This is a genomic window from Diaphorobacter ruginosibacter (assembly GCF_040396215.1).
In the GTDB taxonomy this organism is placed as follows: Bacteria; Pseudomonadota; Gammaproteobacteria; order Burkholderiales; family Burkholderiaceae_C; genus Diaphorobacter_A; species Diaphorobacter_A ruginosibacter_A.
The window spans coordinates 14,171-30,353 of record NZ_JBEBOW010000029.1; the positions used below are offsets into that span (position 1 = coordinate 14,171).

A 16,183-nucleotide genomic window follows, 5' to 3' on the forward strand; every position below is an offset into this window, starting at 1 on the left:
CGGCGGCGATTCACGCGGCGTCCCGCCTGGCAAGGCATGCCTGGGCCACAGGCGAAAAGCTGCGCCGGTGCTCGGGACACGCGCCATGCTCGCGCAGCGCGGCCAGATGCACCGCCGTGCCGTAGCCCTTGTGCGCGTCAAAGCCATACTGCGGATAGCGCTGGTGCAGTTGCTGGCACCAGCGATCGCGCGTGACCTTGGCAAGAATGGAAGCAGCGGAGATCGCCTGGATCAGCGCGTCGCCCTTCACAATGGCCTCGGCCGGCACGTCGAGCTGCGGCAGGCGATTGCCATCAACCAGCACGCGCACGGGTTTCAGGCGCAGGCCCATCACCGCGCGGCGCATGGCGAGCATGGTCGCCTGCAGGATGTTGACCTCGTCGATCTCCCGCACCGAGGCTTCGGCAATGCAAAAACACAGCGCCTTGGCGCGGATCTCGTCATAGAGTTTTTCACGCCGGGCCGCGGTCAGCACCTTGGAATCTGCCAGGCCCGCGATGGGGTGCATATCGTCCAGGATGACGGCTGCCGTCACCACGGGGCCGGCTAGAGGACCGCGTCCCGCTTCATCGACCCCCGCAACAAGACCCGGTGGATGCCAGTCGAAACTGGCCTGTTCAGCCTTTGGCAAGGATTTTTTCGATCGCATCTGCTGCTAATTTCGGAGTATCGCGCAGCAGGCTTTCATGAAGCTCGGTGAAGCGCTGTTCAAGCGTGTGGATTTTATCGGGCTGCCGCGTATATGCGTCCAGCCACTGCGTCACCGCGCCGGCCAGAGCCTGGGGCGTGGCGGCGTCCTGAAGCAGTTCAGGGACGGCGAAATCCCCGCAGAGAATATTGGGCAGGCCCACCCAGGGCTGCAACTGCTTGCGCTTCATGAGCCGCCAGCTGATGGGGTGCATGCGATACGAGATCACCATGGGCCGCTTGTACAGTGCCGCCTCCAGCGTGGCCGTGCCGCTGGCGATCAGCGTGCAATCGCATGCTGCAAGCACGGCATGGGACTGCCCCGAGACGATCTGCACGCGATCGGCGACGCCGCACTGCCGCGCCACGGCCTCTATCCGCCCACGCTGGCGTTCGACGGCAGGCACGACGATCTTCAGTTCAGGCCGCTGCCCGAGCAATTGCGCCGCGGCCAGAAAGAACGGCCTGGCGAGATAAGCCACCTCGGCCGAACGGCTGCCCGGCAGGATCGCCAGGACTTCATCCCCCGCCCCCAGGCCCAGCATGGCGCGGGCCGCCGCCTTGTCGGGTTGCATGGGGATGACGCGCGCCAGCGGATGGCCCACATAGGTCGCGTCAATGCCGTGCTTCGCCAGCAGATCGGGTTCGAAAGGGAAGATGCACAGCACGTGACCGGCGCTTGCGCGGATCTTGTTGACACGCTCGGCGCGCCAGGCCCAGATGGACGGGCAGACAAAGTGGACGGTCCTGACACCGGCTGCCCGGAGCTGGCCTTCCAGGCCGAGATTGAAATCGGGCGCATCCACGCCAATGAATACATCGGGCGGATCGGCGAGCAGCTTTTGCCGCAGTTGCCTGCGGATCTTCAGGATGCCAAGCAGCTTTTGCACGAGCTCCAGACTGTAGCCATGCACGGCCAGGCGCTCGCTGTTCCACCAGGCATCGAAGCCGCGCTCCTGCATCCGCGGGCCGCCAATACCGAAGGACGCAACCCCTGGCCATTTCTCGCGCAGCCCGTCCAGCAGAAGGCCGGCAAGCAGATCGCCGGAAGTCTCTCCGGCGACCATGGCGACCTTGGGACTGCTGTCTGCAGACATTCGTGAATCCGGCAAGAGGCTCTTCGGTCAGCGGGCGATGCCGCGCTGCGAAGCGGCCACGAAATCACGCAGCCCGGAGATATCGGCGGCGGCTTCGGGGTGTTCATCGATCAGGGAGCCCAGGGCGCCGATGGCGGCTTCGAGCGTGAGGCCCTGGCGATACAGGACGCGGTGCGCCTGCTTGATCGCGGCAATGCGCTGCGCCGAGAAGCCCCGGCGGCGCAGCCCCTCCACGTTCAGGCCGCGCACGGCCAGGGGGTTGCCCTCCGCCATCATGAACGGAGGTATGTCCTGAGAGATGCGGCTGGAAAAGCCGATCATCGCGTGCGCGCCGATGCGGGAATACTGATGGACGCCCGTCAACCCGCCAACGATCACCCAGTCGCCCAGTTGGACGTGGCCGGCCAGCGCGACGTTGTTGGCGAGAATCGCCTGATTGCCCACCACGCAGTCGTGCGCGATGTGCACATAGGCCATGATCCAGTTGTCGTCGCCGATGCTGGTCACGCCGCGATCCTGCGCCGTGCCGAGGTTGAACGTGCAGAACTCGCGGATCGTGTTGCGGCTGCCGATCTCCAGGCGCGTGGGCTCGCCCGCATACTTCTTGTCCTGCGGCACGCCGCCCAGCGACGCGAACTGGAATATCTTGTTGTCCTCACCAATGGTGGTGTGGCCTTCGATGACGCAATGCGGCCCGATGCTGGTGCGGGCTGCGATGCTGACATGCGGCCCGATGACTGCATAGGGCCCCACTGTCACCGTGCCGTCGATGCGCGCCGCGGGATCGACAATGGCAGTGGAATGAATGTTGGACACGAACCGATGACTCCGCTGAAAGTCAGGCCACGGTGCGCATGGTGCACATGATCTCGGCTTCGCAGGCAACGCTGTCGCCCACGCGGGCCACGCCCTTGAATTTGTAGATGCCGCCCTTGATGCGGTCGAGATCGATTTCAAGGATCAGCTGGTCGCCTGGCTCCACCGGGCGTTTGAAGCGCGCGCCGTCGATGCCCACGAAGTAGAACACCTTGTCGTCTCCGGGCGCCTCGCCCATCATGTCGAACGACAGCAGGCCCGCCGCCTGGGCCAGTGCTTCGAGCATCAGCACGCCTGGCATGACCGGGCGCGCCGGGAAATGGCCCGTGAAAAACGGTTCGTTGATGGTGACGTTCTTGATCGCCTGAATATGCTTGCCGCGCTCGAGCTCGACCACGCGATCCACCAGCAGGAAGGGATAGCGGTGTGGAAGGAGCTTGAGGATTTGGTGAATGTCCATCATGTTTTCAGCGGTCTAACCGTCGTTTTTGATTGTTTGTTCAAGAGCCTTGACCCGCTCGCGCAGCTTGTAGAGCTGCCTGAGCGTGGCCGCATTCTTTTCCCAGCTCGCATTGTCGTCGAACGGGAATACGCCCGTATAGTGACCGGCCTGCGGGATCGAGCGCATGACCACCGTGTTCGTCGAGATGTGCACATTATCGGCAATAGTGAGATGCCCGATGATCGAGGCCGCGCCGGCGATCATGCAATGCGCGCCGATCTTCGTGCTGCCAGCGACCGCCGTGCATCCGGCCATGGCCGTGTGGTGCCCGATATGCACGTTGTGCGCAATCTGAATGAGGTTGTCCAGCTTCACGCTGTCCTCGATTATGGTGTCCTCCAGCGCGCCGCGGTCGATGCAGGTGTTCGCGCCGATCTCGACATCGTTGCCGATCCGGACCGCGCCGAGCTGCTCGATCTTCACCCACTCCCCCCGGCTGGGCGCGAAGCCGAAACCGTCCGCACCGATCACGACGCCGGGATGGATGATGCAGCGCTCGCCGATGACGCAGCGCTCACCCACGTTGACGCGCGTCTTGAGCACCGTGTGCGCGCCAATGCGCGCGCCGCGCTCCACCACGCACAGCGGCCCGATGAAAGCGCTGGGATCGACCATCGCCTCGGGGTCCACCACCGCGCTGGGGTGTATGCCGCTTTGCGCGCCCATGGCGTGCGCACGCTTCCACATCTGGGTGAGGCGCGCGAAATAGACGTAGGGATCCGGCGTGACGATGCAGGCGCCGCGCGCCACGGCGGCGTCCCGCATTGCGGGCGCCACAATGACGCAGGCCGCCCGGGAGGCGGCCAGTTGGCTCTGGTAGCGCGGGTTGTTCAGAAAGGCCAGATCGTCCGGACCGGCCGTCTCGAGCGGAGCAATGCGGAGAATTTCCATCCCCACATCCCCTCCCTCCAGACTGCCACCCAGTTCATCGATGATCTGTCCCAGTCGCAAGCTCACGCGAAACCCGTCACTGCCAGTTGAATGAAATTACTTGCCGTTGCTGGCGTTCATCGCCTTGATCACCTTGTCGGTGATGTCCAGCTTGGGGTTGATGTACACGGCTTCCTGCAGGATGACGTCGTACTTCTCGGACTCGGCCACTTGCTTGACGACCTTGTTGGCGCGATCGAGCACAGCGGCCAGTTCTTCGCTCTTGCGCGAGCTCAGGTCTTCCTGGAACTCGCGGCGCTTGCGCTGGAAGTCGCGGTCTTGCTCGACGAGCGAACGCTGGCGCGCCGCGCGCTGGCTTTCCGCCATGGTCGGCGCCTCGCGCTCGAACTTGTCGTTGGCCGCCTTCAGGGCGTTGCCCTGGTCGACCAGTTCTTTTTCACGCTTGGAAAACTCTTGCTCCAGCTTGGCCTGGGCGGCCTTGGCGGAATTGGCCTCGCGGAACACGCGGTCGGTGTTGACGAAGCCAGCCTTGAATTCCTGGGCTTGCGCAGGCACTGCAGCAGCCAGGCTACCCAACAGGACGACCAAGGGAATGTGACGGGAAAGGGATGTCATTAGAAAGATGTTCCGATCTGGAATTGCAGTTTCTGGATTCTATCGCCGGCAAATTTACGCACCGGCTGTGCGAAGGCAAGACGCAGTGGACCAAGAGGGGAAATCCAGCTCAACCCCAGGCCAGTCGACACGCGCAAGTCACTCAACTCCCAATTTTCTTTTTCACCGTACACGTTGCCGGCATCCACGAAGCCGAAGATGCGCAGCGTACGGTCATTGCCCGCACCCGGGAATGGTGCAATCAATTCTGCATTCAGGGTGACCTTCTTGGGTCCGCCCAATACGGAGCCGGTCACGTCGCGGGGACCCAGCGTGCCCTGGTCGAAACCGCGCACCGATCCCAAGCCGCCCGAGTAGAAGTTCTTGAACACCGGGAACGGCTGGCCATTCAGGCCCTTGCCCCAGCCCAGTTCGCCGTTGAAGGCGAGCGTGAACTTCTTGTTCAGCGGCACGTATTGCTGATACTGATAGTTCGCCTTCACATAGCGGGCATCGCCCGCCAGCGACATTTCGGAATTCAGGCGCTGGTAGCGGCCGGAATTCGGGGCCAGCGCGCTGTCGCGGCTATCGCGGCCCCAGCCGATGGTCAGAGGAATGGAGAAGCTGCTGGCGCCGAATTCCTCCATGTAGGCAAGGTATGCCGCGGGGATATTCGTGCCTTCCTTGATGCGGGTGTTTTCAAGGCCCGCGCCGAAGAACACGGTATCGATCTCGCTGAACGGAATACCGAAGCGGACGCTGGCGCCCGCGGTGATCAACTGGTAGTCGCCGCCCATGTCCGCATACGGCTTGGCCGTGCGGTAGTACAGATCCAGCGTGCGCGAGATGCCGTCCTTGGTGAAATAGGGATCCGTGCTGCTGAACACCAGCGCGCGGTTGTACTTGCTGGTGTTGACGTCAACGCCCAGGTAATTGCCCGAGCCGAACACGTTCTCCTGCTTGATGCCGAAGGACAGCGAGATCTTTTCAGCACTGGAGAAGCCCGCGCCCAGCGTCAGCGAGCCCGTGGGCTTTTCCTTCACGTTCACCACCAGGTCGACCTGGTCGGGGGCGTTGGGCACTTCCTGCGTTTCCACGTCCACCTCGGTGAAGAAGCCCAGGCGGTCCACGCGGTCGCGCGACAGCTTGATCTTGTCGGCGTCGTACCAGGACGATTCGAACTGCCGGAACTCGCGGCGGATCACCTCGTCGCGCGTACGGTTGTTGCCGCTCACGTTGATGCGGCGCACATAGGCGCGGCGCGAGGGCTCCGCGTGCAGCGTGAGCACGACGCGGCCGTTCTCATGATCGATTTCGGGGATGGCTTCGACCTTGGCGAACGCAAAGCCGAAATTGCCGAAGTGATCGGTGAAGGCCTTGGTCGTTTCGGCCACCTTGTCGGCGTTGTAGGGCTCGCCCGGGCGGATCGTGACCATGGACTTGAACTCGTCGTCACGCTCGAGGTAGTTGCCATCGAGCTTCACTGCCTGCACCACGTAGGGGTTGCCTTCCGTGATGTTGACGGTGATGGTGATCTCCTGCTTGTCGGGCGAGATGGCCACCTGCGTCGAGTCGATGCGGAATTCCAGGTAGCCGCGCGACAGGTAGTACGAGCGCAGTGTTTCCAGGTCGGCGTTGAGCTTGGCGCGAGAATAGCGGTCGGACTTGGTGTACCAGCTCAGCCAGCCGCCCGTATCCTGGTCGAACTGATCCTTGAGCGTGGACTCGCTGAAGGCTTTGGCGCCCACGATGCGGATGTCCTTGATTTTCGCGGGCTCGCCTTCCATCACGGTGAAGGTGAGGTTCACGCGGTTGCGTTCGATCGGCGTGACCGTTGTCACCACATTCACGCCGTACATGCTCTTGTTGATGTACTGGCGCTTGAGTTCCTGCTCGGCGCGGTCGGCCAGCGCCTTGTCGAACGGACGGCCTTCGGTCAGGCCCACGTCGCGCATGGCTTTCTTGAGCGTGTCGCCGTCGAATTCCTTGGTGCCGGCAAACTCCACGTCCGCGATGGTGGGACGCTCCTCGACTACCACGACCAGCACGTTGCCGGCGGCTTCCAGGCGCACGTCCTTGAACAGGCCGAGCGCGAACAGCGCGCGGATGGCCGCGGTGCCCTTCTCGTCGGTATATTCGTCGCCGACACGAAGCGGCAGCGACGCGAAGATGGTGCCGGGTTCAACACGCTGCAGACCCTCGACGCGGATGTCCTGCACCCGAAACGGATCCAATGCCCAAGCCTGAGCCGCCAGAACCATCGCAGCGACCGCGGTTGCAGTACGCACGCCCAAGCTATTGAATTGTTTTTTCATGTGTGAATCGAAGCCAGCACCGCAGCACCGTGGCAAAAGGTTTAGCCAAAAAGCCGGGTTACATACCGGGAAACATCATTGAAAAGCGCTATGGACATCATGACCAGCAGCACCGCAATACCGCCGCGCTGAAGCCTTTCCATCCAGGCATCGGATATTCCGCGCCCCGTGACGCCCTCCCAAAGATAATACATCAGGTGCCCCCCATCCAAAACGGGCAAAGGCAACAGGTTCAGTACGCCAAGGCTCACGCTGATCAACGCCATGAAGATCAGATACTGCGTGAATCCCATGCTGGCCGACTTGCCCGCATAGTCGGCAATGGTCAGCGGACCGCTGAGATTTTTCAGCGACGCCTCGCCTATCACCATGCGGCCCATCATGCGCAGCGTGAGGGCCGAGACCTCCCAGGTGCGCTGCACGCCCTTCCAGAAGCCTTCGAACAGCCCATAGTGCACCGTCACCATCGCGGGCGGTTCGCCAACGAAAGCGCCGATACGTCCAAAAGAACCATTTTCATCATGCAACACTTCGGGAGCGACGGCGAGCTCCATCAACCGGCCCTCGCGCTCGATCTGCCACATCTGGCTGAGCGGCGCGTCATCCTTGACCGAGGCGCGGATCATCTCCCGCAACTGCTGGGCGTCCACCACGGCGACGGCCCCGACCCGGCGCACCAGGTCACCCGCCTTCAGGCCATCGCGCGCGGCCGCGCCGCCTTCCATGAGTTCGCCAAGCACCGGCCTGGTCCAGGGATTGAGGATACCGATCTTTCGAAACAGCTCCAGGTCGGCGTCCTTGGCGTCGAGCGCCGCCAGACCGAGCGTGATCTCGCGCGGCTGCGCCCCGGGGCGCGGTTCGACGGAAAGACGCGCATCCACGCCATCGAGCGCGCCGCGCGTGAGCACCCAGCGCACGTCTTCAAAGGACTGAACAGGCTCGATCTCATCTTCACCCAGCGCCGCTCCCACCACCAGCTCGCCGCCCTGCAACCCGGCTTTCTCGGCAACCGAGCCGGCAACCGGATTGGCCAACAATGCCTTGGCCTCCTGCACTCCGCTCCAGTTGACTACGGAGTACAACAGCACGGCCAGGAGCAGGTTGGCGATCGGCCCCGCCGCCACGATGGCGGCGCGGGATCCGAGCGGCTGGGTATTGAACGCCAGATGGCGCTCCTCGGGGGCGACGGGGGCCTCGCGCTCATCGAGCATGCGCACATAGCCGCCCAGCGGAAAGGCCGCGAGCACGAACTCGGTGGGCGAGCCCTTCTTCTGCCAGCGCAGGAGCGGCTTGCCGAATCCGACCGAAAAGCGCAGCACCTTCACGCCGCAGGCCACGGCCACGCGGTAGTGGCCATATTCGTGCACTGCGATCAGTACGCCGAGTGCAACCACGAAGGCAACGATGGTCAGCATGAAAACATCTCCCGAGAGCAAACGGATCCCGTCAGGCCGTCAGGTTCTGGATACCGCCTCGCGGGCGGCTGCGCGGGCTTGCGCATCCAGCGCCATGAGCGCCTGCTGGGAATCCGGATTGGACGGTATCACACGCTCCAAAGTTTCAAGATTGATGCGATGAATCTGGTCAAAGCGGATCTGGCCCGACAGGAAGGCCGCCACGGCCACCTCGTTGGCCGCGTTCAGCACCGCCGTGGTGCCCGACGGCGCGCGCAGCGCCTGCCAGGATAGGTGCAGACTGGGAAAACGCCTCGCATCCGCCTCCTCGAAAGTGAGCGCCGCCAGCGCCGAAAAGTCAAGCTTGGGGGTACCGCTCGTGATGCGCTCGGGCCAGGCAAGGCCCACTGCGATCGGCACGCGCATGTCGGGCGTGCCCAGTTGCGCGATGATGGATGCGTCCACGAACTGCACCATCGAATGGATGATCTGCTGCGGGTGGATCACCACCTTGATCTGCTCAGGGGCGAGATTGAAGAGCCAGCGCGCCTCGATCACCTCGAGCGCCTTGTTCATCATGGTGGCTGAATCGATGGAAATCTTGCGTCCCATCGCGAAATTGGGATGTGCGCAGGCCTGATCGGGCGTCACGTCCTTGAGCGTAGCGGGGTCGCGTGTGCGAAATGGCCCTCCTGAAGCGGTGAGCAGAATATGGTCAACACGCCGCGCCCAGGTCGACGCATCTTCAGGCAGGCTCTGGAAGATGGCGGAATGCTCGCTGTCGATGGGCAGCAAGGTCGCGCCGCCGTCCCTGACCGCGTTCATGAACACCTCGCCGCCAACGACGATCGCCTCCTTGTTGGCCAGCAGCAGGCGCTTGCCCGCGCGGGCGGCCGCTATGCAGGGAGCCAATCCCGCGGCGCCCACGATGGCGGCCATGACGGCATCCACGTCGGGATGCGCGGAAATCACTTCCAGCGCATCCGCCGACGACAGCACCTCGGTCCCAAGCCCGTTCGCCTTGAGCTTTTCAGCCAGTTCCCGGGCATGCGGGGCGCTCGCCATGACGGCATAACGCGGCTTGAAGCGGGCGCACTGCGCGAGCATCGACTCGACGCGCGTGGAGGCGCTGAGCGCGAAGACTTCGTATTGATCGAGGTGGCGGCCCACCACGTCCAGGGTATTGGTGCCGATGGAGCCCGTGGACCCCAGGACAGTCAGTCGTTGTTTCATGCAGATGCGAAATGAGTAAGCATCATGGCAAGCGGCAGCGTGGGCAAGAGCGCGTCGATGCGATCAAGCACTCCGCCATGGCCGGGCAGCAGGTTGCTGCTGTCCTTCATCCCGGCACTGCGCTTGACCAGCGATTCGACCAGATCGCCCACGACGCTCATGGCGGCCATGAAGACGGCGCCCAGCAGCAGGAGCCAATAGCCCCTGGCTGCAAGGCGCGAATAAAAACTTGCCACCGGCGCCTGGCTCGCGGCGTCCACGACGGCCCAGACGATGGCCAGCACGATCACTCCGGCCATGCCTCCCCATACGCCCTCCCAGCTCTTGCCGGGACTGATCGCGGGGGCAAGCTTGTTGCGGGTGAACTTCAACCCGAATGCGCGGCCCGAGAAATAGGCGAAGATGTCGGCCACCCAGACCAGTGTCAGGATCGACAGCAGGTAGTTGATGCCGATATTGCGCGCCTGCACCACGGCCAGCCATGTCACCCAGAGCGCAAGAACCCCGCCGGCAATGCGCAGCGCGGCGGGAATCTTCGGCCAGCCGTCCACCCCGCCGCGCAACAGGAAGGCTCCGCCCAGAACCCAGCAGGCGCCGGCGATGGCCCAGAGATACGGCAGCGGAGATTGCGTCCAGCCCATCCACCAGCTCGCGCCGCACGCCGCCAGACAGGCTGCGCCCGTGACGAACGGGCCAACGCCGCCCAGCCCGTTCAGGCGCCCCCACTCCCATGCCCCTGCCGCCACGAGCACGAGCAGCACGACCGTCAGGGGAATGGTGTTCGAATAAAACAGCGCCGGCAGCAAGATGGCCAGCAGCACCAGGGCGGTAATGACACGTTGTTTGAGCATCCGGCGGCCCCTTGTTCGATGGATGACGAAATCAGGCCAGCGTCGAGACGGGCCGCGATGTTTTGCGCACCTGCGCCGAGGTCTTGCCGAACCGGCGCTCGCGCGACGCATAGGCCGCGATCGCCTCGTCCAGGGCTTTTTCGTCGAATTCGGGCCAGAGGCGATCGCTGAAATAAAGCTCGGAATACGCGCACTGCCATAGCAGGAAATTGCTGATGCGCATCTCGCCGCCGGTGCGGATCAGCAGATCGGGGTCGGCCACGTGCGAGAGCGACATGGCGGCGTTGAGGCTGGCCTCCGTGATGGGCTCGCCGCGCGCCGCAAGCGCTGCGGCGGCATGGGCGATATCCCATCGGCCGCCGTAGTTGAAACACACGTTCAGGATGAGGCGCGTGTTGCCCGCCGTGACCGCCTCGGCTTGCTCGAGGCCCGCGCGGACCTTCTCCGACAGGCTGGCCTTGTCGCCCACGAAATGCAGTTGCACGCCGTCCCGGTGAAGGTCGGGCACCTCGCGCGCGAGCGCCTTGGCAAGCAGGTCCATCAGGCCGGAAACCTCGTCGGCGGGACGGTTCCAGTTCTCGGACGAAAAAGCAAACACGGTGAGCACGCCGACGCCACGTTCGGCGCAGGCACGAGCGCAGCGCCGCAGGGATTCGACACCCTGCCTGTGTCCCGCAAGACGCGGCAGCAGGCGGCGCGTCGCCCAGCGTCCATTGCCGTCCATGACGATGGCGATGTGATGCGGAATGACGCTAGATGATGAAGTCATGAACAGCGGCAAATCGGTTTTCTGACGCACGCGTCAGATCGCCAGGATTTCCTGTTCCTTGGCCGCCACGAGCGTGTCGATGTCTGCGATGTGCTTGTCGGTGAGCTTCTGGATTTCCGCTTCCGAGCGCTTTTGATCGTCCTCGGAGGCTTCCTTGTCCTTTACCAGCTTCTTCACGCCTTCATTGGCGTCGCGGCGCAGATTGCGGATCGCCACCTTGGAGTTCTCGCCCTCGGTGCGCGCCAACTTGGTCATCTCGCGGCGGCGCTCCTCGCTCATGGGAGGCATGGGAACGCGGATCAAATCACCCATGGATGCAGGATTCAGGCCCAGGTCGCTTTCGCGGATGGCCTTCTCGATCTTGGCGCCCATGTTCTTCTCCCAGGGCTGCACGCTGATCGTGCGCGAATCCAGGAGCGACACGTTGGCCACCTGCGACAGCGGCACCATGGAGCCGTAATACTCGACGTGGATGGTGTCCAGCAACTGCGGATTGGCACGACCCGTGCGGACCTTGGAGAGATTGTGCTTCAAGGCTTCGATGGACTGGTCCATCTTGGTCTGTGCGGTTTTCTTGATATCGGCAATGGTCATATGGTTCTCCTCAGCGGGGGGCGCAGCTCACGAGGGCTGAAAAACCCTCAAGCGTACACCAGTGTGCCCTCGTCTTCACCCATGACCACACGCTTGAGTGCGCCGGGCTTCACGATCGAGAAAACGCGGATCGGCAGGCGCTGGTCACGGCACAGCGCGAACGCGGTCGCGTCCATGATGCCGAGGTTGCGCGTCATGGCTTCGTCGAACGTGAGCTTGGCGTAGCGGGTGGCCGTGGCATCCTTGTTCGGATCGGCGGTATACACGCCATCCACCTTGGTGGCCTTGAGCACCAGTTCGGCGCCGATTTCAGCGCCGCGCAGCGCGGCCGCGGTGTCGGTCGTGAAGAACGGATTGCCCGTGCCGGCCGCGAACACCACCACCTTGCCCTCTTCGAGGTATTGCAGCGCCTTGGGGCGCACATAGGGCTCGACCACCTGCTCGATGCCGATGGCGGACATGACGCGCGCCGTCAGGCCCTGCTTGTTCATCGCATCGGCGAGCGCCAGCGCGTTCATCACGGTCGCCAGCATGCCCATGTAATCGGCCGTGGCGCGATCCATGCCGACGGAGCCGCCAGCCACGCCACGGAAAATGTTGCCGCCGCCGATCACCACCGCCACCTCGACGCCAAGATGCGTGATTTCGGCGATTTCCTCCACCATGCGCACGATGGTCGCGCGGTTGATGCCAAACTGATCATCCCCCATCAACGCCTCACCAGACAGCTTGAGCAAAATACGCTTGTGGGCTGGTGTGGCGAGGGTCATGGGAGGTTCTCCGTTAGGCAATGAAAAAGGAAGGAAATGGTGATGGATCGGGCAAGCGGCGTCCGGGCCGTCAGGCGCCAGCCTTGGCGGCTGCAACTTGCGCAGCCACTTCAGCCGCGAAGTCGTCGGCCTTCTTCTCGATGCCTTCGCCCACGACGTACAGCGTGAACGCCTTGATGGTGGTGTTGGCGGCCTTGAGCATCTGCTCGACGGTCTGCTTGCCGTCGGCGGCCTTCACGAAGACCTGGTTGTACAGCGAAACTTCCTTGAGGTATTTCTGCACCGAACCTTCAACCATCTTGGCTGCGATGTCCGCGGGCTTGCCGGATTCCTCGGCCTTGGCGGCGGCGACCGAACGCTCTTTCTCGATCAGGTCGGCAGGCACCTCGGCGGACGACAGGGCCACCGGCTTCATGGCGGCGATGTGCATCGCCACGTCCTTGGCGGCGGTTGCATCACCTTCGTACTCGACCACGACGCCGATGCGCGTGCCGTGCAGGTACACAGCCAGGTTGCTGCCATCGAAGCGCTTGAAGCGGCGGAAGGACATGTTCTCGCCGATCTTGCCGATCAGGCCCTTGCGCACGTCTTCCAGCGTGGGGCCGAAGCCGTCCTGCTCGTAAGCCAGCGCGGACAGGGCAGCCACGTCGGCAGGGTTCTTTTCAGCGATCAGCTTGGCCGCGGCGTTGGACATGGCGATGAAGCTGTCGTTCTTGGACACGAAGTCGGTCTCGCTGTTCACTTCGATCATGGCGCCCGTCGTGCCGTTGACGAAAGCGGTGATCACGCCTTCAGCAGCGATACGCGAAGCGGCCTTGCCTGCCTTGGTGCCGAGCTTCACGCGCAGCAGCTCTTCCGCCTTGGCCATGTCGCCGTCGGCCTCCGTCAGGGCCTTCTTGCATTCCATCATCGGCGCGTCGGTCTTGGCGCGAAGTTCTGCAACCATGCTTGCGGTAATTGCCATCGTATTTCTCCAGTTCAGTTCAGTTCGTTACGGATTGAAGGCTAAAAAAAAGGGGGCTCATTCGAGGCCCCGCTTTTCTTCGCGACGAGTCGCGCGGCCTTTTTTCAATTAGGCAGCGGCTTCGTCCACTTCCACGAATTCGTCGGAGCCTTCGGCGGAAACTGCCTTGACCACTTCGTTCACCGCGTTGGCGCGGCCTTCGAGGATAGCGTCAGCGATACCACGGGCGTACAGCGCCACGGCCTTGGCCGAGTCGTCGTTGCCGGGGATCACGTAATCGATGCCTTCCGGGGAATGGTTGGAGTCAACCACGCCAATCAGCGGAATGCCCAGCTTCTTGGCTTCGGCGATCGCGATCTTGTGGTAGCCCACGTCGATCACGAAAATGGCGTCCGGCAGGGCGTTCATATCCTGGATGCCGCCGATGTCCTTCTCGAGCTTATCGAGCTCGCGGGAGAACATCAGCTGTTCCTTCTTGCTCATGGACTCGAGACCGGCTTCCTGCTGAGCCTTCATGTCCTTCAGGCGCTTGATGGAAGTCTTGACGGTCTTGAAGTTGGTCAGCATGCCGCCCAGCCAGCGCTGGTCAACAAAAGGAACGCCCGCGCGGGTTGCTTCTTCCTTGAGGATCTCGCGAGCCTGGCGCTTCGTGCCGACCATCAGAACCGTGCCGCGGTTTGCGGACAGTTGCTTGACGAACTTCTGCGCCTCCTGGAACATCGGCAGCGACTTTTCCAGGTTGATGATGTGAATCTTGTTGCGATGGCCGAAGATGAACGGGGCCATCTTGGGGTTCCAGAAACGGGTCTGGTGGCCGAAGTGGACACCGGCTTCGAGCATTTCGCGCATCGTGACGGACATGATATTTCTCCAAAGGTTGGGTCTTAAATCCTGGCCCGATTAATCGCCGCGCTCATTCTCAAGAACAGAAGCGGCAACACCTTGACGGACCTGGTTTGCGATTGTTCCGCCATGCGCATCCTCAAGAGCACTACAGCCGCCCCGTTCTTTCGAACAGGGAAATTGACCGTGTGCAATAACAAAGACACTACTCGGCAAAACCCTAGGATTCTAGCACATCTCCCACGGCTATCCCGCGGCTAGGTTCCGCCGCTTGCACGGCATGCATGCTTGATCGCCTGTCGGCCTGTCGCCGAAAACCTTCACAAGGTAAAAATCGTTTGCGATTGCACAACGACAGGGCCGCGAACATCCTAGACTGTATCGCCGTCCATCAATTGACGCTTGTTTGCTGATCCTGGTCTTCACGGATCTCCGGCTCGCCCGAGGGAGGAGCCAGCCAGCGCACAATGCAGAATTCATCACCGGCAGCCCGGATTTCGCGGAGCATCCGCGAGGCCGTAACCGCCAGATATGCGATGGAACGGACAAATGATCGTAAGAAATTATTGAGATTCCATGGAAATAGCCATTGTGGGCGCTGGCATCGTAGGCATTGCCACTGCATATGAACTGGCCTGCGACGGACACCGCGTGACGGTGTACGAGCAACGCAGCGCCGCCGCCGAGGAAGCCAGTTTCGCGAGTTCCGGCCTGCTCGCGCCCTCGTTGCTGATTCCCTGGGCCGCCGCGGGCGTGGGCGCGGCATCCACATCCCTGCTCTGGGGCCGGCAGCCGGCGTTCCGCATGGTTCGCGGCGCGGGCCGGGCCGAATATGCCTGGCTGTGGAGCTGGCGCAAGGCGGCACGCTCGGCCAATGCCGCAACGACCCTCGCCGCCCTGGAGCAACTGGGACGCTACAGCCTGGAGCGCACCCGCAAGCTGTCCGCCGAATTCGACGTCGATATCGAAACCAGCCACGGCATGCTGGTGCTGCTGCGCACGAAGAACGACATCAGGAAGATCCAGCCCGTGCCGCAATTGCTGCGCGACTCGGGCCAGACGATCGAGGAAATCGATGCCGACACGGCAAGGCTGATCGAGCCCGCGCTCTCGGGCGATGTCGCCCTGCTGGGCGCCTTGCACGCGCCCGGCGGCGAATCCGCCAACTGCCGCCTGTTCGCGCAGGTGATGCGCTATGCGGCGCAGGAGCTGGGCGTGAGCTTCGTGTTCAACGCGCGGGTGGAGTCGGTTTCCACCCATCCGGCCACACTGCAGATCGCCGGCGAGCAAACGCCACGGCGCGCCGATGCCGTGGTGCTCTGCGCGGGGCTCGCAAGCGCCGCCTTGCTGCAACGGCTCGGACTCCACCTGCCCATGGCCGCCGTCCATGGCTACACCCTCAGCGCCGCGCTGCGCGAGGATCTGCACGCGCCACAGGGAACGGTGATCGATCCCGTGCATCGCATCACCATCGCGCGGCAGGGCCAGCGGGTCCGCGTATCCGGCGGCGCCGAGCTCGGCCACGGCGGCGGCGAGCACCATCCCGACACCTTGCAGAAGCTGTACTCGGCACTCTCCGGCTGGTTTCCGGGAGGCGCACAGCTTTCACCGCAAAAAATACAGATCTGGCGCGGCGCCCGCCCCACCCTGCCCGACGGAGCGCCCGCGATCGGCCCCAGCGGCATTCCCAGTGTGTGGCTGAACACCGGCCATGGGGCCAGCGGCTGGGCGCTGGCCTGCGGCAGCGCGCGGCTGCTGGCCAATCAAATCGCCGGAGCGCCGATGGCAATGGCGCTGGAGGCCTTCAGCGCGCACCGGTTCTAGTATCTAGTAATCAGTGCGCATTGACGCATTGACGCATTG

Annotated in this window: 16 protein-coding genes; 1 reads left to right on the forward strand and 15 read right to left on the reverse strand. The window is 63.3% G+C overall.

The genetic code is table 11. From position 1 onward, the window contains the following. Positions 1-10: 10 nt before the first annotated feature. The 15 genes from rnhB to rpsB form a co-directional block, all read right to left on the reverse strand. Positions 11-649, reverse strand: coding sequence for a ribonuclease HII (rnhB, locus tag ABWP92_RS05835; RefSeq protein ID WP_353234421.1), 639 nt, complete (start codon positions 647-649; stop codon positions 11-13). Beyond that, on the reverse strand, positions 618-1,784 hold the full coding sequence (gene lpxB, locus ABWP92_RS05840) for a lipid-A-disaccharide synthase (protein ID WP_353234422.1): 1,167 nt from the start codon (positions 1,782-1,784) through the stop codon (positions 618-620). Before lpxB ends, rnhB begins: the two co-directional genes overlap by 32 nt. 27 nt (positions 1,785-1,811) lie before the next feature. Then, positions 1,812-2,600, reverse strand: coding sequence for an acyl-ACP--UDP-N-acetylglucosamine O-acyltransferase (gene lpxA / locus ABWP92_RS05845; protein ID WP_353234423.1), 789 nt, complete (start codon positions 2,598-2,600; stop codon positions 1,812-1,814). A 22-nt stretch (positions 2,601-2,622) separates the two neighbouring features. After that, positions 2,623-3,063 carry a 3-hydroxyacyl-ACP dehydratase FabZ gene (gene fabZ / locus ABWP92_RS05850; protein ID WP_187596210.1) on the reverse strand — a complete coding sequence of 147 codons (441 nt, stop codon included), beginning with the start codon at positions 3,061-3,063 and terminating at the stop codon, positions 2,623-2,625. Between the two features lie 12 nt (positions 3,064-3,075). Then, a complete protein-coding gene (lpxD, locus tag ABWP92_RS05855; RefSeq protein WP_353234424.1) occupies positions 3,076-4,059 on the reverse strand; it encodes a UDP-3-O-(3-hydroxymyristoyl)glucosamine N-acyltransferase in 984 nt (327 codons plus the stop codon). A 30-nt stretch (positions 4,060-4,089) separates the two neighbouring features. Then, positions 4,090-4,608, reverse strand: coding sequence for an OmpH/Skp family outer membrane protein (locus ABWP92_RS05860; RefSeq protein ID WP_353234425.1), 519 nt, complete (start codon positions 4,606-4,608; stop codon positions 4,090-4,092). Further along, entirely contained in the window at positions 4,608-6,902 is a 2,295-nt protein-coding gene (bamA, locus tag ABWP92_RS05865; protein ID WP_353234426.1) for an outer membrane protein assembly factor BamA, read from the reverse strand. The genes ABWP92_RS05860 and bamA overlap by 1 nt, the downstream gene beginning before the upstream one ends. A 41-nt stretch (positions 6,903-6,943) precedes the next feature. Next, positions 6,944-8,317: an RIP metalloprotease RseP gene (gene rseP / locus ABWP92_RS05870; RefSeq protein ID WP_353234427.1), complete on the reverse strand. Its 1,374-nt coding sequence runs from the start codon at positions 8,315-8,317 to the stop codon at positions 6,944-6,946. A 39-nt stretch (positions 8,318-8,356) separates the two neighbouring features. Next, positions 8,357-9,529 carry a 1-deoxy-D-xylulose-5-phosphate reductoisomerase gene (gene ispC / locus ABWP92_RS05875; RefSeq protein ID WP_353234428.1) on the reverse strand — a complete coding sequence of 391 codons (1,173 nt, stop codon included), beginning with the start codon at positions 9,527-9,529 and terminating at the stop codon, positions 8,357-8,359. Beyond that, positions 9,526-10,380, reverse strand: coding sequence for a phosphatidate cytidylyltransferase (locus ABWP92_RS05880; protein ID WP_353234429.1), 855 nt, complete (start codon positions 10,378-10,380; stop codon positions 9,526-9,528). Before ABWP92_RS05880 ends, ispC begins: the two co-directional genes overlap by 4 nt. A gap of 31 nt (positions 10,381-10,411) precedes the next feature. Continuing rightward, entirely contained in the window at positions 10,412-11,149 is a 738-nt protein-coding gene (gene uppS / locus ABWP92_RS05885) for a polyprenyl diphosphate synthase (RefSeq protein ID WP_353234430.1), read from the reverse strand. A 33-nt stretch (positions 11,150-11,182) separates the two neighbouring features. Further along, positions 11,183-11,743 carry a ribosome recycling factor gene (gene frr / locus ABWP92_RS05890; RefSeq protein WP_353234431.1) on the reverse strand — a complete coding sequence of 187 codons (561 nt, stop codon included), beginning with the start codon at positions 11,741-11,743 and terminating at the stop codon, positions 11,183-11,185. A gap of 47 nt (positions 11,744-11,790) precedes the next feature. Continuing rightward, positions 11,791-12,513, reverse strand: a complete 723-nt coding sequence (gene pyrH / locus ABWP92_RS05895; RefSeq protein ID WP_353234432.1) for a UMP kinase — start codon at positions 12,511-12,513, stop codon at positions 11,791-11,793. Between the two features lie 70 nt (positions 12,514-12,583). Then, complete coding sequence (tsf, locus tag ABWP92_RS05900) at positions 12,584-13,477, reverse strand: translation elongation factor Ts (RefSeq protein WP_353234433.1); 894 nt, start codon at positions 13,475-13,477, stop codon at positions 12,584-12,586. A 108-nt stretch (positions 13,478-13,585) separates the two neighbouring features. Continuing rightward, complete coding sequence (gene rpsB, locus ABWP92_RS05905) at positions 13,586-14,338, reverse strand: 30S ribosomal protein S2 (protein WP_353234434.1); 753 nt, start codon at positions 14,336-14,338, stop codon at positions 13,586-13,588. A 558-nt stretch (positions 14,339-14,896) separates the two neighbouring features. On the opposite strand from rpsB, the gene ABWP92_RS05910 reads away from it, so the two are divergent. Then, complete coding sequence (locus ABWP92_RS05910; protein ID WP_353234435.1) at positions 14,897-16,144, forward strand: FAD-dependent oxidoreductase; 1,248 nt, start codon at positions 14,897-14,899, stop codon at positions 16,142-16,144. The last annotated feature ends 39 nt before the right edge of the window (positions 16,145-16,183 follow it).

Coding starts and splice junctions, on each gene's coding strand:
- uppS (WP_353234430.1), bottom strand. CDS start 11,149: ATGACTTCATCATCTAGCGTCATTCCGCATCACATCGCCATCGTCATG.
- ABWP92_RS05910 (WP_353234435.1), top strand. CDS start 14,897: ATGGAAATAGCCATTGTGGGCGCTGGCATCGTAGGCATTGCCACTGCA.
- bamA (WP_353234426.1), bottom strand. CDS start 6,902: ATGAAAAAACAATTCAATAGCTTGGGCGTGCGTACTGCAACCGCGGTC.
- rpsB (WP_353234434.1), bottom strand. CDS start 14,338: ATGTCCGTCACGATGCGCGAAATGCTCGAAGCCGGTGTCCACTTCGGC.
- frr (WP_353234431.1), bottom strand. CDS start 11,743: ATGACCATTGCCGATATCAAGAAAACCGCACAGACCAAGATGGACCAG.
- rnhB (WP_353234421.1), bottom strand. CDS start 649: ATGCGATCGAAAAAATCCTTGCCAAAGGCTGAACAGGCCAGTTTCGAC.
- ABWP92_RS05880 (WP_353234429.1), bottom strand. CDS start 10,380: ATGCTCAAACAACGTGTCATTACCGCCCTGGTGCTGCTGGCCATCTTG.
- ABWP92_RS05860 (WP_353234425.1), bottom strand. CDS start 4,608: ATGACATCCCTTTCCCGTCACATTCCCTTGGTCGTCCTGTTGGGTAGC.
- pyrH (WP_353234432.1), bottom strand. CDS start 12,513: ATGACCCTCGCCACACCAGCCCACAAGCGTATTTTGCTCAAGCTGTCT.
- lpxB (WP_353234422.1), bottom strand. CDS start 1,784: ATGTCTGCAGACAGCAGTCCCAAGGTCGCCATGGTCGCCGGAGAGACT.
- fabZ (WP_187596210.1), bottom strand. CDS start 3,063: ATGATGGACATTCACCAAATCCTCAAGCTCCTTCCACACCGCTATCCC.
- rseP (WP_353234427.1), bottom strand. CDS start 8,317: ATGCTGACCATCGTTGCCTTCGTGGTTGCACTCGGCGTACTGATCGCA.
- ispC (WP_353234428.1), bottom strand. CDS start 9,529: ATGAAACAACGACTGACTGTCCTGGGGTCCACGGGCTCCATCGGCACC.
- tsf (WP_353234433.1), bottom strand. CDS start 13,477: ATGGCAATTACCGCAAGCATGGTTGCAGAACTTCGCGCCAAGACCGAC.